The following is a 21,587-nucleotide window of genomic DNA, read 5'->3' as shown; positions in this document are numbered from 1 at the left end:
GACTGATGGCGATGGGCGCGGCGCGACTCGGCACCACCGACCTGGAGACGCTGCTGACGGCGGCCGCGGCGGCCCCGTCGATCCACAACTCCCAGCCGTGGGAGTTCCGTCCGGTCCCGGGCGCGTTCCGGCTGGAGGTGCGTTCGGCCGCGGACCGGTGGCTGCCGGCCGCCGACCCGACGGGGCGGGCGCGGCTGCTGTCCATCGGCGCGGCCCTGTTCAACCTACGGGTGGCGGCGGGGCACTTGGGCCGCCGGCCGCGGGTGCGGCTGCTGCCCGACACCGGGGACCCGGGGCTGGCGGCCGTCGTGGACCTCACCGGCCTCCCGCCGGACCCCTCCCGGCAGCCGGACCTCTACGAGGCCATCGCCCTGCGCCGTACGAGCCGGGCGCCGTTCACGGGACGGCCGGTCCCCGGCCGGACGCTGAACGAGCTGGCGTCGGCCGTGCTGAGCGAGGGCGCCCGGCTGTACCTGCCCGGCGTCGTCGCCACCCGCCGGATGCTGGCCCTGACCGCCGAGGCGGAGCGGCGCAACCGCCGGGACTCGACGCGGGTCCGGGAGAGCCGCGCCTGGGTGCACGCCGGGGCCTTCCCCTACGGGATCCCGGCCGCCGCGTTGGGGCCGGTGGACGCGACGGGCCGGATGCCGGTGCGCGACTTCACCGCGGCGGGCCGCGCCCGGCGGGCCCCGGCGGTGCCCTTCGAACGCCACACGCAGCTGGCCCTGGTGGTTACGGGCCGGGACCGCCCGGCGGACTGGCTGCGGGCCGGCCAGGCGCTGCAGCGCGCGCTGCTGCTGGCCACCGCCCGCGGCCTGCGCACCTGCCCGCTGCACCAGGCCCTGGAGTGGCCCGACCTCCGCCGGGCCCTCAGCGGTGAGCCGAGCTGCCCGCAGTTCCTCTTCCGCCTGGGGTACGGCCCCCAGGGCGCGCCGACGCCACGCGCGGCGCTCATGGTGGACGAGCCCGCCCCGGGCCCCAAATAAAAACCCAGACACATTCTTAACCAAGTTAACTTATCCTGGGCGCGTCACCTTCCACCGTGGAGAGGAAGCGCCCACCATGCCGCCCCACATCCAGGAGTCCGAGGAACGCCGGCCGGCCACCGGCGGCCCAGGTGCCGCGCTCGCCGAGGAGCGGGAGTACGCGGCGGCGTGCCGCGAGGCCGCGCGCCGCCAGGCGACCGACGCCGGGGAGCAGGTCACCGAGGGCGAGGACGTCTCGGGCGACGGCGCGAGCGCGGAGGCGCTCGGCCGGTACCTGCGGACCCGCGCCCGCCGGCTGGCGGAGGAACCCGACGGCCCGCCGTTCTTCGGACGGCTCGACTTCGAGGACGGGCCCGCCGCCGGCGACCACCGGGGGCAGCGGTACCACGTCGGCCGGCGCCGCGTCTCGGTCCACCCGGCCGCGCCGCCCCTGGTGATCGACTGGCGGGCGCCGGTCGCCCGCGTCTACTACCAGGCGAGCGCCCGCGACCCCCAAGGCGTCGCCGTCCGCCGCCGGTTCGGCTGGGCGCCCGGCGGCGACGGCGCCCCCGACGGCCTGACCGCGCTGGAGGACGAACACCTGGACCCCGCGCGGGCCACCGCGACGGCCGCCGCGGCCGGCCTGCTCACCGCGGAGATCGAACGGCCCCGGCTCGGACCGATGCGCGACATCGCGGCGACCATCCAGCCGGAACAGGACGACTTGGTCCGCGGCGGCCTCGCCGGCTCGGTCTGCGTCCAGGGCGCCCCCGGAAGCGGCAAGACGGCGGTCGGTCTGCACCGCGCCGCGTACCTGCTGTACACCTTCCCCGAACGGCTGCGCCGCGGCGGGAACGCCCACCGAAGAGACGATGTTCAAACGTCTGATGTTTGGATATGGTCCCTCCATGAAACGCATCAGCGCACCGCGGCGGACGGCCAGCCTGTCCGCCCAGCTCGTGGAGAGCCTCCGCTCGCACATCCAGGCGGGGGGCTGGCCGGTCGGGACGCGGATCCCGCCGGAGCAGGCCCTCATCGAGGAGCTCGGGGTCGGACGCAGCACGTTGCGGGAGGCGATCGGTGCCCTCGTGCACCTCGGCCTGCTGGAGCCCAGGGCCGGTGACGGCACCTACGTCCGCTCGTCCAGCGAGCTCCAGTCGGTCATGGTGCGGCGGGCGGGCTCCGCGAAGCGGGACGACGTGCTGGAGCTGCGGACCGTTCTGGAGGAGTACGCCGCGGGTGCCGCGGCCCTGCGCCGCAGCGAGGAGCAGGTGCGGCGGTTGCGAGAGCTGCTGGCCGACGGCGAAGCGGCCGCCGCCGGCGCGGACGCGTCCGCGGCCACGGGCGTCGACGCGCTCTTCCACCGGTCCGTCGTCCGGGCGAGCGGCAACGACCTGCTGATCGAGATGTACGACCACCTCGGCACGGCCCTCAGCTCGCACCTGGGGGGCCTGTCCTGGGACGCCGCCCACGCCGAGGAGCACGCGGGCCTGCACCGGCGGCTCGTCGACGCGATCGAGGCCCGGGACGCGGGCGGCGCCCGCGCGGCCGCGGCCGCGATCGTCCGGCTCACCCACGACCACGAGACCACCGAGAAGCCGGCCACCGACGGCATGGGCCGGGACCGTCGTCCACGTCGGCCCTCCCACTGATCCGGTCACCCCGCCCGAACGGCGACACCGCCCGCCCGAACAGGCCGCTCCGGCCCCGAAGGAGACCACTCGTGTCCCGACCCCGCCTCCCAGCCGACGAACTCGACGCACGTACCGAGGGCCGAAGCGCCCGCTTATACGCGACTGACGCCCAGTTCCGTGTCACCGCGCCCCTGGATTCCGTCACCGAGGCGGTCCGGCGCCCCGGCCTGCCGCTCGCCGAGCTGATGACCACCGTGATGGAGGCGTACGCCGACCGCCCCGCCCTGGGCGAGCGTGCCACCGAGCCGGTCACCGACCCGGAGACCGGCCGGACCACGCTGCGCCTCCTGCGGCGGTTCGACACGCTCACCTACGGCGAACTCCGGGAACGGGTGGACGCGGTGGCCTCCGAGTGGCGGCACCACCCCGAACACCCCCTGTCCCCCGGCGACTTCGTCGCCCTCCTCGGGCCCCCGAGTGCCGAGTACACCGTGGCGGACCTGGCCTGCGTCCGCTCCGGCGCGGTATCCGTCCCCTTGCAGTCGGGCGCACCGGCGGCACACCTGGCCCCCGTCGTCGAGCAGACCGGGCCGCGCCTTCTCGTGGCGGACGTCGACCAGCTGGACGTCGCGCTCGAACTCGCGGCGAACGCCCCCTGGCTGGGCAGGATCGTCGTCGTCGGCCACCGGCCCGAGGTCACCGCCCACCAGGAGAAGCTGGAGTCCGCGCGCGCCCGGCTCGCGGCGCGGGGCCGGGGAGCGGCCCTGGACACGCTGGCGTCGGTCGTCGAGCGGGGAAGGGCACTGCCGGCGCTCCCCCGGGTTCCCGACGGGTCGGCGGCCGACGCGCTGAGCGCGCTGATCTACACCTCGGGAAGTACCGGCACTCCCAAGGGGGCCATGTACACCGAGCGTGTGGCCCGCCAGTTGTGGATCGACTTCGTACCCGGGCAGCCGGTGCGGCCGGCCATCGTGCTCACCTATCTGCCGCTGAGCCACATGATGGGAAGGGGCGTGCTGTTCGGGACGCTCGCCAAAGGCGGACTCGCCTGTTTCGCGGCCTCCGGCGACCTGTCAACGCTCTTCGAGGACCTCTCCCTGGTCCGCCCCACCGAGTTCGTCATGGTTCCCCGCATCTCCGACATGCTCTTCCGGCACTACCGGGCGGAGCTGTCCCGCCGGACCGGGACGGCCGGCGACGCGGCCGAGCACGTGCGGGAGGAGCTGCGAGAGGAGCTGCGGGAGAAGGTCATGGGCGGCCGCCTGCTGTGGGCCGTCAGCGCCTCGGCCCCGCCGAGCGCCGAGACGACGGCGTTCGTCGAGGACTGCTTCCACGTCAGGCTGCTCGACGGCTACGGGTCGACGGAAGGCGGGGTCGTCTCCCTCGACGGCCGGGTACAGCGCCCGCCGGTGACCGCCCACAAGCTGGCCGACGTACCCGAGCTGGGGTACCTCGGCACCGACGTGCCGCACCCCAGGGGCGAACTGCTGATCAGGTCCGACCGGCTCGTCCCCGGGTACTTCCGGCGTCCGGACGCCACCGCCGAGGCCTTCGACGAGGACGGCTTCTACCGCACGGGCGACATCATGGCCCGCGTCGGCCCCGACGAACTCAGGTACGTCGAACGCCGCTCCAGCGTCCTCAAGCTGTCACAGGGCGAGTTCGTCGCCGTCTCCCGCCTGGAGGCGCTCTTCACCGGCAGTCCGGCCGTCCGGCAGATCTTCCTGTACGGCAGCGGCGCCCGCGCCTACCTGCTCGCGGTCGTCGTGCCGACGCGGGAGGCCCTGGACCGCGTCGACGGAGACGCCCGGCGCCTCCGGCCGGTCCTGCGGGAGTCCCTGCGCAAGCTCGCCGCCGAGGCGGGGCTCCAGTCCTACGAGATCCCACGGGATCTCCTCGTCGAGACCGAGCCGTTCACCCAGGGGAACGGGCTGCTCTCCGGGATGCGCAAGCCGTTGCGGCCGGCGCTGACGAAGCGTTACGGCGAGCGTCTGGAAGCGCTGTACGCCGAGTTGGCCGACCGTGAGGCCGAAGAGGTCAGGGCGCTGCGCCGGTCCCCCGCCGGCCGGCCGGTGACGGCGACCGTGCTCCGCGCCGCGCGGGCGCTTCTCGGGTGGGACGAGGATGCGACCGTGGAGCCTGCCACGCGCTTCCTCGACCTCGGCGGTGACAGCCTCACGGCACTGTCGTTCTCCCGGCTGATGAAGGACATCTTTCACGTGGACGTCCCCGTCGACGTGATCATCAGCCCGGTCGGCTCGCTGCGGCGGGTGGCCGATCACATCGAGCGGGCGCTCGCGGCGGAACACCGCCGTCCCACCGCCGACAGCGTGCACGGCCCGGACGCGACGCGACTCGACGCGGCCCAGCTGCGGCTGGACGCGTTCCTCGGCACGCGGACCGTCGAGCAGGCCGCGAGGCGACGGCCGGCCGGCCCGCTGCCCGAGGCCCGGACCGTCCTGCTGACCGGCGCCAACGGCTACCTGGGCCGATTCCTGTGCCTCGAGTGGCTGGAACGCGCGGCGCAGCGCGGCGGCCTGCTGGTCTGCGTGGTCCGCGGCTCCTCCGCCGAGGAGGCCCGGGCGCGGCTCGACGCGGCCTTCGACAGCGGCGACCCGGAACTCCTGGAGCGCTACCGTGAGTTCGCCGCCCGGCATCTCCGGGTGGTCGCCGGCGACATCGGGGAGCCGCGTCTCGGACTCGACGAGCGGACCTGGCAGTGGCTGGCCGACACCGTGGACCTGATCGTCCACCCGGCGGCACTGGTCAACCATGTCCTGCCCTACGGCCAGTTGTTCGGCCCGAACGTGCTGGGCACGGCCGAACTGATCAGGCTCGCGGCCACCTCCCGGATCAAGCAGTTCACCTACCTGTCGACGGTCGCCGTCGTCTCCGGGAACGCGGCGGCCGCCGACGAGTCGGCGGACATCCGCGCCGCCTGCCCGGCACGCGACCTCGGCGGTGACTACGCCGACGGCTACGCGGCCGGCAAATGGGCGGGCGAGGTGCTGCTGCGCGAGGCCCACGAGGCCTTCGGCCTGCCGGTCGCCGTCTTCCGCTCGAACCTGATCCTCGCGCACCCGCGCTACCGCGGTCAGCTCAACCTCCCGGACGTCTTCACCCGCCTCGTGCTGAGCCTGCTCGCGACGGGCATCGCACCCGGCAGCTTCTACGCCCGGGGCACCGGCACCCGCCGTGCGCACTTCGACGCGCTCCCGGTGGACTTCACCGCGCGGGCCGTCACCGCGCTCGGCGACGACGCGCGAGCGGGCCACCGGACCTACAACGTGGTCAACCCACACGAGGACGGCATCTCACTCGACACGGTCGTGGACTGGCTGACGGCAGCCGGACATCCCCTGACACGCGTCCAGGACCACACCGAGTGGACCGAACGCTTCGAGACCGCCCTGCGCGGCCTGCCCGACCGCCTGAAGCGGCATTCGCTCCTCCCGCTGCTGCACGCCTTCGCCGAGCCGGCACAGCCGCTCGCCGGCTCCGCCCTCCCGGCGGACCGGTTCCGCGCGGCGGTCCGGGCCGCGACCCTCGACGACGAGAACGACATCCCCCGCCTGTCACCGGACCTGATCACCAAGTACGTGACCGATCTCCGGGCGCACCGCCTGATATGACACCCCGCCCGGCCGTCACGGAGCCCGCGCCGGGCCCGTGACGACCGGGCGTCAGCCGGGGCCGCCGCCACCGCTTCGGAACGGCGGTACGCCGCCCGCCTCGTGGTACGCGCTCGTCGGCCGGTTCGGCTGGGGGCCGCCTGAGGTCAGGTGCAGGTCTTGCGGCCGTGGTCGGCGTTCTTCTTGCGGCGGGCTCGCTTCTTACGGGCGCGCTCGGCGAGGCGGGCGCGTTCGTCGATGCCGCGCAGCTCTTCGTAGCGCACCCCGAAGCCGACGGTGGACCGCGATGCCTTCCCCGGCGAGGAGGTTGCCGGTGTTCGACGGGCCCGCGGTCTTCGTCCACATGGGGTGCCCCTCTGAGGAGGAGCCCCCACGACCGTCAGACCGTCGGCACCAGCGCGGCCCACCGCTCCAGGACACCCCGGTCCCCTCCACCCCCGCCAGGCGCTCCGCGGGAACGCGGCGCCAGAGGAAGAGGGTCAGATCCGAAGCGCTGCCGGACAGTTCGACGTCGCCGGGGCCGGGGCCCGGCGCGTAGCGGACGGTGTCGCCGTCGAAGTGGACGGTCCAGTGGCCCTCGCCGTCGGTGCGCCGGAAGGCGAACCTCTCGCCGGCGCCGGGCACCGCCCGGCCGCCGGCCCGCCAGGCCGGGACGACCGTGCCGAGGAACCACCCGACACCGCCCGCCGCGAGCTCCGCGTCGAACGGCCCCGGCGCGCCGAGGGCGCTCTCCGCGTCCCAGCGGTGCACGGCCGCTTCGAAGGTCTGCGCCCACAGCCAGAAGCCGGTGGTGCGGTCCGCCGACCAGGTCCACACGGGGTCGGCGGGGTCCCGTTCGGCGAAGAGGGACGCGAGCGCGGCGGCGCCGTCCGCGAACCAGTCGACGAGGGAGGCCGGTACCGGCCCGTGGGTCGGCGGGTGGGCGGGGTCGGGCCAGCCGGCGCGGTCGGCCGGCAGATCGAGGAAGGTGGTGTCCACGCGTTCGGGAGCGTCGTGGAGGCGGTCGCGGACGATCCGGGCCACGAACCGCTGCACCCAGCCCAGATGCCCGGTCAGGTCGGTGACCGTCCAGCCGGGGCAGGAGGGGACCGGCGGCGCGTCCCCGGCGCGGGCCGCGCGCCGGACGGCGTCCTCGAACGCCCGCGTCTCGCGGCGGAAATGGGCTACGAGATCCATACGCCGACCGTACCGCCAGGCGTCCCCGCGGCCCCTGGCCGCCGCCTTCGCCGACATGCGGCGCGCCGTCCCCGGGACCGCCCTCCGCTTCCGTCGGGGCTCGACGGTCTACGGCGTCGAGGAGCTCCCCGTCACCTGGTGACCGGCCGGCCGGGCGCCGACGCCTGGTTCCGGTCCTCCTCGTCGGCCCGCTCGTCGACCCGCAGGCAGGCGATGCCGTAGTCGCCCGTCTCGTCGTCCACCGTGACGCCGTGGGTCTCGCTCCGGAAGCCGGGGAAGGCCCGGTCGAAGGACTCCAGGGCGCGCAGGTAGCGCAGCAGCGGGCCGTCGGGGGCGCCGGTCGACTCGCCGGGCATCAGGACGGGGATGCCGGGCGGGGTGACGGTGACCATGGCGGCCGCGACGCGGCCCGCGGCGTCGGCGAGGCGTACGCGTTCCGTGCCGCCGCGGATCAGCCGCTGGTAGCAGTGCTGCGGTGGCGCGACGGGCTCGGGGAGTTCCTGGAAGGCCGTGTCCAGCAGGGTGACGAGGTCGGTGTCGCGTAGGTGCCCGTGCATGGACCGGCACAGCTCGGAGAGGGTGGTGCCGGCGTAGCGGCGGGGGTGGCGGTCGACGACGCCGGGCAGGACACGGTCGAGGGGTGCGTCGGCGTCGTACAGCGCCTTGAAGTCCATCAGGGCGTCGAGGAGCGTGCCCCATTTGCCCTTGGTGATGCCCATGGAGAACAGGACGAGGGTGGTGTAGCTGTCGGTCTTCTCGACGACGATGCCCCGGGTGGCGAGGTAGGCGGTCAGGACGCGGGCGGGGATGCCGGTGTCGGCCCAGCGGCCGGTGGCGTCGATGCCGGGGCAGGTCAGGGTGACCTTGACGGGGTCCAGCATGCAGTGGCCCTTGGTGAGGCCGGGGAAGCCGTGCCAGTCGGCGCCGGGTTCGAGCTCCCAGCAGGAGGGGTCGGTGCGGAGCAGGTCGGGCGGGGCGTCGGCGAAGTCGTGGCGCGCTCCGGTGCTCGGGTCGGTGACGGTGTCGGGCTGCCAGACGCCGAAGAACCAGTCGGGCCGGTCGCCCGCGGCGGTGATGCGCCGTCCGGTGCGGACGACGGCCTGCCGGAACCGGACGGCCTCGGTGATCCCCTCGTCGATGAGCCAGCGGCCCTGGGGGCCGTCCATCATCCCGGCGGCGACGTCGAGGGAGGCGAGCGCCGGGTAGAGGGGCGAGGTGGTGCCGTGCATCATGAACGCCTCGTTGAACAGCTCGTGGTCCACGGGGGCCCGGGGCGCGTCCCTGACGTGGACCATCGCGCTCTGCGACAGCGCGGCGAGGAGTTTGTGCGTGGACTGGGTGGAGAAGACCGTGGGGCGGTCGGGCCCGGGGAACGTGTCGGCGTCGACGGACATGGCGTAGCGGCCGGCGTAGAGCGGGTGGAAGCGGGCGTAGGCGAACCACGCCTCGTCGAAGTGGACGCGGGGTGTGCTGGGCGCGAGTTGCCGGGCGACCCGGACGACGTCGTAACAGAGGCCGTCATAGGTGGAGTTGGTGATGACGGCGTACTCGGGGCGGGGGTGCGCGGCGTCGGCGGCCAGCGGGTTGCGGGCGACGCGGGCGGCCACCGCGTCCGCCGCGGTCTCGGCCGGGGGCACCGGGCCGGCGAGTCCGTAGCCGTTGCGGGTGGGGACGAGGTAGACGGGGCGGGCGCCGGAGAGGACGAGTCCGTGGAGGACGGACTTGTGGCAGTTGCGGTCGACGAGGGCGATCTCGTCGCGGGAGACGCAGAAGTGGCCGACCATGCGGTCGGCCGTGGAGTTGCCGTGCAGGACGAAGTAGGTGCGGTCGGCGCCGAAGACGCGGGCGGCGTTGCGTTCGGCGTCGCCGATGGGGCCCGTGTGCTCGAAGAGGGAGCCGAGTTCCTCGACGGAGATGGAGAGGTCGCTGCGGAGCAGCCGTTCCCCGTAGTGGTCGAAGAAGGCGCGTCCGACCGGTGACTTGAGGAAGGCGACGCCGCCGGCGTGCGCCGGGGTGTGCCAGGAGTACTCGTGCGCGTCGTCGAAGCGGCGCAATGCCTTGAAGAAGGGCGGAAGTACCGCCTCCCGGTAGGCGCGGGCGGCGCCGGAGATCCGGCCGGCGATGAACCCGGGGGTGTCCTCCAGCGGCCAGACGTAGCCGACGACGTTCTCCGCGACCCACAGCGGGAGCCGGTCGAGGTCCTCGTCGGCCTCGTCCGTGAGGACGAGGAAGACGGGCAGGTCCTTGAACCGCCGTCCGACGCCGCGGAGGACGGACGCGCCGCCCGGCTCGTCCCCGCCGTGGCCGCCCGCGTCCAGGTCCCAGGCCACCACGGCGGCGGCGAGGCCCGCCTCGGTGCGCAGCACGGCGCGGGCGTCGGCCGCGGTGCCGGCCCAGCGCACCTCCAGCCCGTCGGTTTCCAGCGCGGCGCGGATCCTGCGGAGCTGCTCGCCTCGCGCGCCCTGCTCCCGCGGGTCCTGGTCGAGCGCGAACAGCACGGTGCCGACGGCCATCTCGTCCCCCTTGCCCACGGTCCGCCCGGATCCCGATCGGATCATCGGGTCGTCCTCCGGCCAGTCTTGCGCGCGGGGCGGCGCGCGTCGGGCCGGATGCCTTCAAACCACCCGTGGGTGGGGAGTCGTTGCGTTCCCGGGCGCGAGGGAGTGCGGGTGGGCGCCGGGCGCGTCATGGCATGGCACATGGCGTGGCGGGGGCGTGGCGGCGGCCGTGCCCAGGCAGAGGACGAGGCTCGGCAGAGCGATGATCCGATGTTCTGCCATGCCGTTCAGCATCGGCGGCGGTCCGTACCGGCGGGAGGTTATGCGCAGTCGCCCAGGACCACCGGCGTTCCGGCGTGCGAGTACGTCTCGTAGAGGGTGATCGACTCCACCGGAATCGCCAACACGTGGAGCCACATGAAGAGCTGCACTCCGACGGAGACCAGCAGCGCCGGCCACCGGTCCCCGAGCCGGGTGCCGCGCCGTCGGCGGAGCCGCGTCACCGTCAGGGCGCCGACGACCACCGCTGTCACGCCGAGGGCCACCCCGCCCCAGGCGGCGAGGTACTCCGTCGCCGGGAACGGCATGTGCCGGCACGCGCTCTGCTGCCGATAGGACCAGTCGTTTTCAATGTCCTCCGAGTGCAGGGCACTGGCCACCCCGAGAACGGTCATGACCGGCACCGACAGTGCGGCGAGCAGTGTGCCGGGCGTGAGCGGACGCTTCCGCGCGGACGTGTCCGGGGCCGGCGCGCCCGCGTCCTCCCTCGCCTGCCCGGCGGCGGGCCGAGCGCCGCTCCCGCCCTGGCGTACCTGGTGTGCGTCTCTGCCGGTGTCCATTTCCCGCCCCCGAATTCCCTGATCACCCTAACGGGTCCACAGGCGCCGGGGCGTCGGGGGCGGGCCGTCGGGGGCGGGGCCTGCCCGACTCCGGCGACGGTGGGGTCCGCCGCCACGGCCCGCCCGCCTCAGCCCCGTTCCGCCCCCGTCGCCAGCGGCCCCCGGCGCAGGAGGGCGCGGGTGGGGAGGGCGGTGGCGGTGACGGTGAGGAGGGTGGCGCCGGCCGTCAGGGTGAGGACGGTGACGGGTGAGACGTACGGGGCGGAGCCGGTGACGCCTCGGGCGATGGGGACCAAGGTGATCCACACGATGGCGGCGCCCAGGCCCAGGCCGCTGGCGGCCACCAGCAGGGCCTCCCAGCGCATCATGTCGCGTACCTGGCGGCGGGTGGTGCCGGTCAGGCGGAGCAGGGCGACCTCGCGGCGGCGGTCGAGGACGGTCATGACCAGGGTGTTGGCGGCGGCGACGGCCGCGAAGCCGCCGAGCACGGCCGCCATCACGGTGTTGGCCCAGGCGTTGAGCTCCTGGTCGCGGTCGGCCGCGGCCGCGAAACCGGCCGCGTCGGTGACGGTGGTCCCGGACGGGCCCAGTTCGGCGAGCCGCCGGGCGACGGCCGCCCGGTCCGCGCCGGGGGCCTCCTTGACCAGGACGTGGCTGTCGAGGGCGGTGGCCGCGTGGGCGGCGACGGCGGCCCGGGGCAGCAGCACCTCGCCGAGGCCGAGCCCCCGCTCGTAGGTGGCGACGAGCCGAGGGCGGACCCGGGTGCCGTCGGCGAGCCAGAGCGGGACCCGGTCACCGGGTTTGACGTGCAGGCTGTCGGCCAGGGTGGTGGCGACCGCGACCGTGTCGGGCGAGGTGCCGAGCCCGGCCAGGGAGCCGGTCCGGACGCCGAGGTCGAGGACGGCGGAGAGCCGGGCCGGGTCGCCGGAGACGCCGAGTGCGGTCGAGGACGACAGCCCGTCCCCGACCTTGTGGAGGGTCCCGGTGCGCAGGACGCCGACGGCGGTGGCGACGCCGGGGACGCGGGCGGCGCGCTCGGCGGTGGCGGCGGGCAGGCCGGGGCCGGTGGTGGTGAGGACGCGGTCGGCCACGACGCCGTCGCGGACGTTCCGGTCGGCGACGTGCCGGATGGTGCCCTGGAGGAAGAGGAGGGTTCCGCAGAAGGCGGTGACCATCACGATGGGGGTGATCGCGGAGGCGAGGCGGTGGGCCTGGGCGCGGGAGTTGTCGGCCGCCAGCGATCCGGCGGCGCCCGCGGCGCGGGCGCGCAGGGGCAGTCCGAGCAGGGTGGCGCAGAGCCGGGCCACCAGCGGGCCGAGCAGGGCGATGGCCAGCAGGAAGCACATGACGACGCCGAGGGCGGTGTTGGCCGCGGACTCGCCGTTCTGGTCGGCGGCGAGTCCGGCGAGGAACGCGCCGCCGACGAGGGCGGCCAGGCCGAGCGGGGTGCGGACCCAGCCGGGCCGGACGCGTTCGGCGGACGCCTCGCCGAGGGCCTGGCTCGGCCGCAGCCGGGCGGAGCGGCGGGCGGCCGCGTACCCGGCGACGAGCGCGGACAGCAGGGTGGCGCCGACCGCGACCGTCATCGGTATGAAGCCGACGTCCAGGCGCACGCCGTCGGGGACGGCTCCGCGCTCGTCGAGTTCGCCGAACCACCAGTGGGCGAGGGCGAGTCCGGGCAGGATGCCCAGGGCCCCGGCGACCGGCGCGATGATGACGGCCTCGGTGGCGATGGTGCGGCGGATCTGCCGCGGGGTGGCGCCGATCGCGCGCAGCAGGGCGAACTCGCGGGCGCGCTGTCCCGTGGCGAGAGCCACGGTGCCGATGACGACGAAGACGGCGGTGAAGGCCGCGATGCCGCCGAAGGAGCCGCCGATGCCGGTGAACAGCTCCCGGGCGTCGGTCAGCCCGGGCTCCTCGGCCGCGCCGCGCGCGTCGCCGGTCAGCACCTTGGGCCCGTCGCCGACGGCCTGCCGGACCTGGCGGGCGAGGTCGGGCGTGGCGGTGCCCGGCCGGGGCCGTACGGCGATGGCGTCCACGGCGCCGGGGTGGCCGGAGAGCCGGTCGGCGGTGGCGTCCGCGAACCAGGCGGTCGCCCGGCCCGCGCCCGCCCGGGCCAGGCCGGCAATCCGGTACGCCGCCGTGCCGCCGGGGCCGGTCAGCGTGACCCGGTCGCCGGTCGCCAGGCGGGCGGCGCGCGCCGAGGCGGCGTCCAGGACCACCTCGCCGGAGCGCGGCGCGCGGCCGTCGGACAGCGGGCCGGCGCCGGGGACGAGGGCGACGCCGGCGCTTCCGTAGGGCCGTCCGGTGAGGTCGGCGAGCGCCGCGCCCCCGGCCCGTACCGGGAACGCCTGCTCGGGGACGGCGGCGGCCACGCCCGGCCGGGCCGCGATCCGCGCGGCGAGTGCCGCGGGCACCCGGCCGCGGCCGGGCAGCGCGGACTCGCTGGTCGACCGGTCGTCGCCGTGGCCGGTGGTGATGCGGACGTAGGGGTCGGCGGTGACGACGACCGGGGTGTGGGCGTAGCGCTGGGGTACGACGTGGGCGGTGACGCCCGTCTGGAGGAGCACCCCGCAGGCGGTGATGATCGCCGAGGCGAACAGCAGCGCGACGAGGCTGCCCGCGAAGGACGCGGGCCTGAAGCGGACGGAGGCCCGCGCGAGTCCGTTCGGCATGCGGCTCACACCGTCGCCGTCGGGAGCGGGGCCGCCGTCCGGACCGGGCGCCGGTCGGCGGCGGCGGTCAGGGCGAGCATGCGGTCGGCGACCGCCTGCGGGTCCGGGCGGGTCAGCTCGCCGGCGAGCAGGCCGTCGGCGAGGAAGAGCACCCGGTCGGCGTGGGCGGCGGCCACCGGGTCGTGGGTGACCATGACGACCGTGGCGCCGAGCGCGTCGACCGCCCGCCGGAGCAGGCCCAGGACCTCGTGGGCGGACCGGGTGTCGAGGGCGCCGGTCGGTTCGTCGGCGAACACCACCTCGGGCCGGGTGATCAGGGCTCGCGCGATGGCGACCCGCTGCTGCTGGCCGCCGGAGAGCTGCCCGGGGCGGCGCCGGCCGTGCCGGTCCAGGCCCACCTCGGCCAGCAGCTCCTGGGCGCGCCGGCGGTCCTGGCGCTCGCCGGCCAGGCGCTGCGGGAGGAGGACGTTCTGCTCCACGCTGAGCGAGGGCAGCAGGTTGAACGACTGGAAGACGAAGCCGACGCGGCTGCGCCGCAGCTTCGTCAGCCGGTCCTCGCTCAGCCCGGTGATCGCCTCACCGCCGAGCAGCACCTCGCCGGAGCTGGGCCGGTCCAGCCCCGCGGCGCACTGCAGAAAGGTGCTCTTGCCGGAGCCGGAGGGCCCCATCACCGCGGTGAAGCTCCCGCCGGGCAGGGCGAGGTCCACCCCGCGCAGCGCCTCGACGGCCCCCTCACCCCGCCCGTACCGGCGCCGCACGGCCCGTAGCTCGACCGCCGGGGCCGTGCCCCGGGGCTCCTGGGTGGGTGTGCGGTCGCGGCGCAACGCCATGGTGTCCCTTTCTCCGCCGGTGCTGTGTGCGCCTTCGACGCTATGGAACGGGGACGCGGGCGGGCCATGGAGACAGCCGGGCTCGGGTGGTGGGGTTTTCCCCAGGTCGGACGGGGGCGCTGCCCGGTCGCCGGGGTTGCCGGAGGTGGCGGGCGGGGGCCGGTGGGTGTGACGTCGGCGGGGGCGGGGTGCCCTCCCGCCCTGACGCGCCCCGGCGGTCCCGCGTGTGGGCAGGCGCGGGGCCCCGCACGTCCGGCGGGCGCGTCACACGGTGACGGCGACCGGGGGGACGGGCCCTTGGTGGGCCTTCGCGTCCTGGAGTGCGGTGAGCCGGCGGACGAAGAGGAGCGCGAGGACGGCCGCCGCGATGTCGACGACGTCGGCGACCATCAGCACACCGGTGGCGAGGCGGATCTCCTCGAAGGTCTCGGCACGGTCGTACATCCGGCCGCTCCCGCGCCCCAGGAGGAGGGTGGCGATCCAGAGGCCCCACCACCAGTTCACGACCGTGCGCGGGGCGTGGACCGGCGAGCCGTCGGGCCGGTACGGCAGACTCGCGGCCCAGACGTCGTCGGCGATCTGCTTCGGGAACCACAGGTTGACCACCGGCACCATCCAGCCCCAGATGCTCCAGCCGCGGCGCAGGCGGTGCCCGTCGGACCGGAAGACCTCCGCGTTGGAGCGCACTCGGTGGAACCAGACGAGGAACAGGACGGCGCAGGCCAGCAGCGCGACCGTCTGCACGATCCCGGAGACGAACTGGAGGCTGTCGGCCCGGTCGGCCTCGTGTCGGGAGAGCGCGCCGACGCCCCCGTCGATCGCCTTGTCCGCCACCCCGTACATCGTGGTCTCGGCGAAGAGCGCGAACACGTCGGTCAGGACGACGAGCACCAGCAGCGCGGCGACCGCCCGGCCGAGCCCGACCGGGGACGCGAGGCGCGGGAGAGGGCCGGGCCGGGGCCCGGGGTACGGGGGCGGCGGCGGCCCGGCGCGGAGCGGGCCGGGCCCCGGCGCGGCGTCAGGCCCGCCGCCGTACCCCGGCCCGCCGGGCGGCGGGGCACCGGGGACCGCGCAGGCGGAGCAGCACCCGGTCGCTCCCACGGCCGGCGTTCTCTGACATATGGAGCACAGCACCTCGTACGACCTCATCCTTCTCCGGCACGCCCACGGCGCGGACACAGTGCGTCACTGACCGTGTGAGGTTATCGGGCCCCTCGGACACCGGGGCCCCGGCCTGACGGCGACGGGCGCGCGGCCGCTGCCCCGCACGGGTGAATGGCCTGCGAAAAGCCGCCATTGCCCTGATCATCGGAGATATGGCACTGCCCGTCGCCCGGCTCCCCGAGATCCGGCCCATGCTGACCGTGCCCGGCCCGCTGCCGGCCGACGGCGAGGACGCGGGCTGGGGATTCGAGGTGAAGTGGGACGGGGTGCGCTGCGTGGTCAGCACCTCGGGCGACGGGACCGTCCGGCTGATGAGCCGGGCCGGGAACGACGTCACGGCCACCTACCCGGAGCTGCTCGAACTGGGGGCGCAGCTCCAGGGCCGGTCCGCGGTGCTCGACGGGGAACTGGTGGCGCTGGACGAGCGGGGCCGGCCGGACTTCGGGCTGCTCCAGCGCCGGATGGGCATCGCCAACCCGCGCCGCGCGGCGCACCTGGCGATGGAGTACCCCGTCCACCTCATGATCTTCGACGTCATGCACCTGAGCGGCCGCTCCCTGCTCGGAGCCACCTACGGGGAGCGCCGCGCCATCCTCTACGGCATGGGCCTGACCGGCCGCAGCTGGTCCGTCCCCACCCACCTGGAGGGGCACGCGCGGCGGGCCTGGGACGCCACGCTGCGGCACGGCTACGAGGGCGTCATCGCCAAGCGGCTGGCCTCCCTCTACCTGCCGGGGGTGCGGTCACCCGACTGGCGGAAGGTGAAGCACCTGCTCACGCTCGACGTGGTCATCGGCGGCTGGACCGAGGGCCGGGGCGTGCTCTCGGGGCTGCCCGGGGCCGTACTGGCCGGCGTGGAGGAGCCGTCCGGCCTGCGGTACGTCGGTTCCGTCGGCTCGGGCCTCTCCGGACAGGAGCGCCGCGACCTGACCCGCTACCTGGACGCGATGGCCCGGGACAGTTCGCCGTTCGCGGGGCCGGTGGACGCGACCGGCGTCCACTGGGTGGAGCCGCGGCTGGTCGCCGAGATCACCCTCACCGGCTGGACCCCGGCCGGGCACCTGCGCCACCCCATCTGGCACCGGCTGCGGCCGGACCTGACGCGGCCGGGGTGAGCGGGAGAACGCCGGAGGGCGGCGGTATCCGGTTTCCGGTGCCGCCGCCCTCCGGCGTTTTGTTTCGCGCTCTCCGTCAGTAGGCGGAGTTCACGTTGTCCATCGAGCCGTACTTGTCGGCCGCGTAGTTGCAGGACGCGACGATGTTGGCGACCGGGTCGTAGATGTCCCAGGACGTGCCCTCGACGTGGTACGCCTTGAACGTGGGGTCGATGATCTGCAGCAGACCCTTCGACGGCACACCGTTGACGGCGTTGACGTCCCAGTCGTTGATCGCATGCGGGTTACCGGTCGACTCGCGCATGATGTTGCGCTTGACGCCGTCGTAGGAGGCCGGGATGCCCTTGGCCTTCATGATGTCCAGGGCCTGGGAGATCCAGCCCTCCAGATTGTCCCCGTACGCCTTCGGCGCCGCGGCGGCCGGCTTCTGGACCGGCTCGCGGGTGGTGGAACGGTTCGCGGCCTGCTTCCCGGCCCGCTCCTTGTCCGCCTCGGCCTTCGCCTTGGCCTCAGCCTTCGCCTTGGCGTCGGCATCCGCCTTGGCCTTGGCGTCAGCCTTGACCTTGGCATCGGCCTTGCCCGTGGCGGCGCGCTTGGCCGCGGCAGCCTCGGTCCGGGCCTGCTCGGCCGCCTTGTCGGCGGCGTCCGCCCGCTCGGCGGCCTGCGCCTGACCGAAAGCCTCCATGTTCATCGCGACCGGCTTGACCGGCGCCGGGGCCGCCACCGCGTGCGAGGCGGCACCGAACGCCACGGCGGCGGCACCGGCGGCGGTCAGAGCCGCGGCGGAGAACTTGTGGGCCTTGGTCAGACGGGTATAGCCGGAGTGAGTGGAACGCATGGAGAGGTGAACCTTTCGGATCGGGAAACCGCGACGGGCCTGGACCGGCGCAAAGAAAAGCGCCGTTCTCGGTCGGACGGCGCCGTGCGGTCCCACCATTCTTAGCGGCGCTCGAAAACCCCGACAAGCACTGTGACCTACTCCCCCGCATCGTTCACGCACCCACGAAGTACCGCCGAATCCCCGGGAATTCGGGAACGCACAGCACTAAAGAAACCCGTATGTGACCGGGGCCCTATGCGCGGGCTCACAGCCACCGCCGCTCCCCGTCGACGTCCCGCCACCGTGCGCGGCCGGGAACGCGACCGGGCCGCGCCCCGGAAGGGGACGCGGCCCGGTGGTGTCGTTCCGTCGGCGCTACGCCTTCGGCGTCGCCGCCTCGCGGAGCTCCGCCTCGCGCTTGGTCCGGGCGACCCGGCCGCGGACCAGGAACCAGCCGCCGACCAGGGCCGCCGCGATCAGCGGCAGGCAGAAGATGGTGTCGCGGCTGGCGCCCTTGTCGGCCGCCATCAGGCCCAGGACACCGGCCAGGAAGACCAGCGTGACGATCTGGGTGTAGGGCGCCCAGGGCAGCCGGTAGGCGGGGCGGGAGACCAGGCCCGCCTTGGCGCGCCGCCAGAACAGCAGCGAGCAGAGCATGATCATGCCCCAGGTGCCGATGATGCCGATCGCGGCGAAGTTCAGCACGATCTCGAAGGCGTTGTCCGGGACGACGAAGTTCAGTCCGACGCCGAGGACGCAGAAGAACGCGGTGAGCAGGATGCCGCCGTAGGGGACCTGCCCCTTGTTCATGCGGCCGGTGAACTTCGGGGCGGAGCCCGACATGGCCATCGAGCGGAGGATGCGGCCGGTGGAGTAGAGGCCGGAGTTGAGGCTGGACAGCGCGGCGGTGAGGACCACCAGGTTCATCACGCCGGCCGCGTACGGCACGCCGATCTTGGACAGCACGGTGACGAACGGGCTCTCGCCGCCGGTGAAGGCGTTGTACGGCAGCAGCAGCGTGAGGAGCACGACCGAGCCGACGTAGAACAGGCCGACACGCCACATGATCGAGTTGATCGCCTTGGGCATGATCTTCTCGGGGTTCTTGGTCTCGCCCGCGGCGACGCCGCACAGTTCGACCGAGGCGTAGGCGAAGACGACGCCCTGGATGACCAGCAGCATTGGCATCAGGCCGGACGGGAAGAGGCCGCCGTGGCCGAGCATGTTGGACAGGCCGGGCGTGTGCCCGCCGACCTCGTGCTGACTGGCGAGCAGGAAGATGCCGATGGCCATGAAGACGACGAGGGCGCCGACCTTGATGATCGCGAACCAGAACTCCATCTCGCCGAAGTACTTCACGGAGATGAGGTTCACGGTGAGGACGACCGCGAGGGCGATCAGCGCGAGCACCCACTGCGGGATGTCGCTGAACAGGTGCCAGTAATGGGTGTACGTGGCGACGGCCGTGATGTCGGCGATGCCGGTGGTGGCCCAGTTGAGGAAGTACAGCCAGCCGGCGGCGAAGGCGCCCTTCTCCCCCATGAACTCGCGGGCGTACGAGACGAACGCACCGGAGGACGGGCGGTAGAGGACGAGCTCGCCGAGGGCCCGGACGACGAAGAAGGCGAAGACGCCGCAGATCGCGTACGCGATGAACAGGGAGGGTCCCGCGTTCGCGAGCCGGCCGCCGGCGCCCAGGAAGAGGCCGGTGCCGATGGCCCCGCCGATCGCGATCATGTTGATGTGGCGGGACTTGAGGTCCTTGCTGTAGCCCGCGTCACCGGCGTCCACGTGCGCGGACGTCGTGACCGGGGCGGACACACCGGTGGGCGTGCCGGCCGCAGTGAGAGTGCGGTCGCTCATGTATGTCTTCGCCTTCGTTCGTGGGGGCAGGACCGGAGGGCGTCCCGGCAGGGGACACCGCCCGGGCTCCGGCTGGCGACGCCGGTCCTGGTGATGCGGAAGGTGTGAGCGGGATGGGATGCAGGGAGTCCGGGACATACGGAAGTGGGGGTGGACTCCTCCCGCCGGACGTCGGACGTCAGCGCCCCGAGGGGTGCCGTCGCCCCGCGGGGCGATGTCGGAGGACGCCGTGCTGCCGGCGCGGGTACGCCGTGGCGATCTCCTGGATGTCTGACGAGTCCATGCGGGAATGGTGTGAGGCGCGTGAAGGTGCCGTCAAGAGTTTGCGGAGAATTGACATTTTTGAAAACTCACGCTAAGTAACCCGCGAACAGCAAGATCGCAGGTCACGAGCAGGGCGCGAGAGACGTTCGACTACACTGCGCAACGTTTCCGGCGGTAAGGCGCTTCCGCCGTCGTTTTCCCGGCCTCCTCCGGGAAGAGGACGGATTCCTGCCGGGAGCGGTCCGAAGGATGCAGCGGCCGATCGCCCCGCCGGACGATGCCGGGCCGATCCCTCGCCGGAAGAGTGTCGTCCATGACACACCGACCCGTCACGAGGGTGTCCCTCGTCTCCCCGCTGGCCTGCGCGGCGGTGCTCGCCGCCCTCGTCCCCGCCGCCGGCGCCCAGGCCGCGCCCGCCGCCGCCCCGCCCCGGCTGCTGGCGCCCGAGGGCACCGAGCTGCTGCCGAACCTCGACGACGACGCCCGCCGCTGCACCCTGCGCCCCGGCGACCTGGACCGGCTGGACGTGGCCGTCGACGAGCGCCTCGCCGGCTGCAACGACGCCGCCGACGAGGTCGTGAACGGCGCGGCCGACCTGGAGGACCTCACCCCGCTGCGGGTGCCGCCGACGGCCGCGGGCGCCGGGGCGCGCGCCCGGGTGTCCGTCCCGGCCGCGCAGGCCCGCTACGCCCGGATCTTCGTCGAGCGCGGCGGACGGTACGTCTCGCTGGGCGCCGGCGGCCCGCTCCGGGCCGACGAGCTGCGGCGCGGCGTCCGGCTGGCCGTCGAGGGCCGCGACGTCGTCCGGGACCGGGCCCGCTGGGACGGCCGCGTCGACGTCACCCTGTCGGTCACCGACCGGGGCGCCACCCGCGACACGACGGTCCGGCTGCGCGTGGTGCCCGTCCTCCTTCAGCACGACCTCCAGCCGGCCCGGCACGTCTTCGCCGCCGCCCCCGGGCCCGGCACCGGTCAGCCCGCCGAGGTGCCGGTCTCCAGCCGGCGCCCGGGCGGCTGGGACGCCTTCGCCGGCTCGCTCCGCAAGGCCGCCCGGGACTCGGGCCTGCCCGCCGGCGCCCTGAACTTCCAGCCCGGGACCGCCGAGTGGTGGCGGGACGTGTGGCGGCAGGACGTCGCCGAGCCCGGCTACGTCACCAAACGAACCCCCGAGGGCCGCAGGACCATGCGGATCCTGCTGCGCTCCCCCAACCACTGGACGTCCCCCGACGGCCGCGCCGCGAGCCTCCGCCGGGCCGGCCGGCTGCTCTACCGCGACCTGCGCGGGCCCGGCGTGGGAATCGTCCAGCAGTACACCACCCGGCGCGACGCGGGCGTGGACGAGCTGCTGAACTTCACCGGCAACATCGAGTCCCTGCCGCCATACCCCGGCCATCCGCAGGGCCGGATCCTCTACGGCAGCACCCCCGAGCGCCACCCCGACCCGTCGTTCGTGACCATGCTGCGGTCCCAGGGGGCACAGGAGCCGCTGACCCTCGACACGTCCTGGCTGCTGGTCGGCCACGTCGACGAGACCGTCCACGTCGTCCGGTCCGACAACGCGCGCGGCTGGACGCTCGCCTACTCCGACCCCCGGCTGGCGCTGGACCTGCTGCGCCGCGCGCACCGCGCCGGGGAGGGCGGACAGCGGCTGTTCGCCGGCACGGACGCCCGGAGCAAGCCGACCGTCGACCAGGTGCTCGACCACGAGCGGCGGACCGGCGACAACGCGGACGCCGCGCGGCGGATCGACGGACAGCTGTCGGTGCTGCTGCGCGCCACCGGGCTGCGCCGGGACGAACTGGTGCCGCTGCCCGTGCTGTACGCCAAGGAGGACGCGGGCGGCGGGGCGCGCCGCCACCTCGCCTTCTCCCCTGCCCTGGCCAACGGACTCTCCCTCACCGCGCGGGACTTCGCCCCGCCGGCCCCGCACGGCCCCCGGGTCGGCGGCCGGGACCTGTTCCGGGACGAGGCCGAACGGCGGCTGCGCGCTCAGGGCGTACGGGTGCACTGGGTGGAGGACTTCTCCTGGGCGCACCTCGGCGGCGGCGAGGTGCACTGCGCCACCAACGCGCTTCGGCAGGTTCCCTGACGCACCGTCAGGCCGGGCCGCGC

Annotated in this window: 13 protein-coding genes and 1 pseudogene; 6 read left to right on the top strand and 8 right to left on the bottom strand. The window is 74.4% G+C overall.

Annotated features, from left to right (window positions below; translation table 11 throughout):
• Positions 1–11 precede the first annotated feature (11 nt).
• The 4 genes and pseudogenes from ACQEVS_RS31965 to car all read left to right on the top strand — a co-directional run bounded on the left by ACQEVS_RS31965 (position 12) and on the right by car (position 6,231).
• Entirely contained in the window at positions 12–986 is a 975-nt protein-coding gene (locus ACQEVS_RS31965; protein WP_433028126.1) for an Acg family FMN-binding oxidoreductase, read from the top strand.
• A gap of 76 nt (positions 987–1,062) precedes the next feature.
• Positions 1,063–1,818: pseudogene (locus tag ACQEVS_RS31960) on the top strand (AAA family ATPase); the annotation flags it as partial.
• Positions 1,819–1,873: 55 nt separating this feature from the next.
• Positions 1,874–2,617, top strand: a complete 744-nt coding sequence (locus tag ACQEVS_RS31955; protein ID WP_433026701.1) for a FadR/GntR family transcriptional regulator — start codon at positions 1,874–1,876, stop codon at positions 2,615–2,617.
• A gap of 71 nt (positions 2,618–2,688) precedes the next feature.
• A complete protein-coding gene (gene car, locus ACQEVS_RS31950; protein WP_433026698.1) occupies positions 2,689–6,231 on the top strand; it encodes a carboxylic acid reductase in 3,543 nt (1,180 codons plus the stop codon).
• A 201-nt stretch (positions 6,232–6,432) separates the two neighbouring features.
• Here the strand turns inward: car and ACQEVS_RS31945 are convergent, their stop codons facing one another.
• The 6 genes from ACQEVS_RS31945 to ACQEVS_RS31920 form a co-directional block, all read right to left on the bottom strand.
• Positions 6,433–7,407 carry a maleylpyruvate isomerase family mycothiol-dependent enzyme gene (locus ACQEVS_RS31945; RefSeq protein WP_433026695.1) on the bottom strand — a complete coding sequence of 325 codons (975 nt, stop codon included), beginning with the start codon at positions 7,405–7,407 and terminating at the stop codon, positions 6,433–6,435.
• A gap of 131 nt (positions 7,408–7,538) precedes the next feature.
• Positions 7,539–9,920: an Orn/Lys/Arg decarboxylase N-terminal domain-containing protein gene (locus tag ACQEVS_RS31940; RefSeq protein ID WP_433028123.1), complete on the bottom strand. Its 2,382-nt coding sequence runs from the start codon at positions 9,918–9,920 to the stop codon at positions 7,539–7,541.
• Positions 9,921–10,225: 305 nt separating this feature from the next.
• Positions 10,226–10,744, bottom strand: a complete 519-nt coding sequence (locus ACQEVS_RS31935; protein ID WP_433026692.1) for a hypothetical protein — start codon at positions 10,742–10,744, stop codon at positions 10,226–10,228.
• Between the two features lie 128 nt (positions 10,745–10,872).
• Positions 10,873–13,419: an FtsX-like permease family protein gene (locus tag ACQEVS_RS31930; protein ID WP_433026689.1), complete on the bottom strand. Its 2,547-nt coding sequence runs from the start codon at positions 13,417–13,419 to the stop codon at positions 10,873–10,875.
• A 5-nt stretch (positions 13,420–13,424) separates the two neighbouring features.
• Positions 13,425–14,249, bottom strand: coding sequence for an ABC transporter ATP-binding protein (locus ACQEVS_RS31925; protein WP_433026686.1), 825 nt, complete (start codon positions 14,247–14,249; stop codon positions 13,425–13,427).
• 264 nt (positions 14,250–14,513) lie between these two features.
• Positions 14,514–15,350 (bottom strand): DUF4328 domain-containing protein, encoded by an 837-nt coding sequence (locus tag ACQEVS_RS31920; protein WP_433026683.1) that lies wholly within the window; start codon positions 15,348–15,350, stop codon positions 14,514–14,516.
• Between the two features lie 215 nt (positions 15,351–15,565).
• On the opposite strand from ACQEVS_RS31920, the gene ligD reads away from it, so the two are divergent.
• Positions 15,566–16,528: a non-homologous end-joining DNA ligase gene (ligD, locus tag ACQEVS_RS31915; protein WP_433026680.1), complete on the top strand. Its 963-nt coding sequence runs from the start codon at positions 15,566–15,568 to the stop codon at positions 16,526–16,528.
• 76 nt (positions 16,529–16,604) lie between these two features.
• Here the strand turns inward: ligD and ACQEVS_RS31910 are convergent, their stop codons facing one another.
• A complete protein-coding gene (locus ACQEVS_RS31910; protein WP_433026677.1) occupies positions 16,605–17,366 on the bottom strand; it encodes a transglycosylase SLT domain-containing protein in 762 nt (253 codons plus the stop codon).
• A gap of 357 nt (positions 17,367–17,723) precedes the next feature.
• A complete protein-coding gene (locus ACQEVS_RS31905; protein WP_433026674.1) occupies positions 17,724–19,211 on the bottom strand; it encodes an amino acid permease in 1,488 nt (495 codons plus the stop codon).
• 577 nt (positions 19,212–19,788) lie between these two features.
• Here ACQEVS_RS31905 and ACQEVS_RS31900 point away from each other — a divergent pair.
• Complete coding sequence (locus ACQEVS_RS31900; RefSeq protein ID WP_433026671.1) at positions 19,789–21,564, top strand: protein-arginine deiminase family protein; 1,776 nt, start codon at positions 19,789–19,791, stop codon at positions 21,562–21,564.
• Positions 21,565–21,587 lie beyond the last annotated feature (23 nt).

This window comes from Streptomyces sp. CA-181903 (genome assembly GCF_050937075.1).
GTDB lineage: Bacteria > Actinomycetota > Actinomycetes > Streptomycetales > Streptomycetaceae > Streptomyces.
This window is presented reverse-complemented; position numbering and strand designations above follow the sequence as displayed.

What these genes read in the sequence shown, in the direction of transcription:
- ACQEVS_RS31965 (WP_433028126.1), top strand. Translation starts at nt 12, where the DNA reads ATGGGCGCGGCGCGACTCGGCACCACCGACCTGGAGACGCTGCTGACG.
- ACQEVS_RS31955 (WP_433026701.1), top strand. Translation starts at nt 1,874, where the DNA reads ATGAAACGCATCAGCGCACCGCGGCGGACGGCCAGCCTGTCCGCCCAG.
- ACQEVS_RS31945 (WP_433026695.1), bottom strand. Translation starts at nt 7,407, where the DNA reads ATGGATCTCGTAGCCCATTTCCGCCGCGAGACGCGGGCGTTCGAGGAC.
- ACQEVS_RS31940 (WP_433028123.1), bottom strand. Translation starts at nt 9,920, where the DNA reads ATGGCCGTCGGCACCGTGCTGTTCGCGCTCGACCAGGACCCGCGGGAG.
- ACQEVS_RS31935 (WP_433026692.1), bottom strand. Translation starts at nt 10,744, where the DNA reads ATGGACACCGGCAGAGACGCACACCAGGTACGCCAGGGCGGGAGCGGC.
- ACQEVS_RS31930 (WP_433026689.1), bottom strand. Translation starts at nt 13,419, where the DNA reads ATGCCGAACGGACTCGCGCGGGCCTCCGTCCGCTTCAGGCCCGCGTCC.
- ACQEVS_RS31925 (WP_433026686.1), bottom strand. Translation starts at nt 14,249, where the DNA reads ATGGCGTTGCGCCGCGACCGCACACCCACCCAGGAGCCCCGGGGCACG.
- ligD (WP_433026680.1), top strand. Translation starts at nt 15,566, where the DNA reads ATGGCACTGCCCGTCGCCCGGCTCCCCGAGATCCGGCCCATGCTGACC.
- ACQEVS_RS31910 (WP_433026677.1), bottom strand. Translation starts at nt 17,366, where the DNA reads ATGCGTTCCACTCACTCCGGCTATACCCGTCTGACCAAGGCCCACAAG.
- ACQEVS_RS31905 (WP_433026674.1), bottom strand. Translation starts at nt 19,211, where the DNA reads ATGAGCGACCGCACTCTCACTGCGGCCGGCACGCCCACCGGTGTGTCC.
- ACQEVS_RS31900 (WP_433026671.1), top strand. Translation starts at nt 19,789, where the DNA reads ATGACACACCGACCCGTCACGAGGGTGTCCCTCGTCTCCCCGCTGGCC.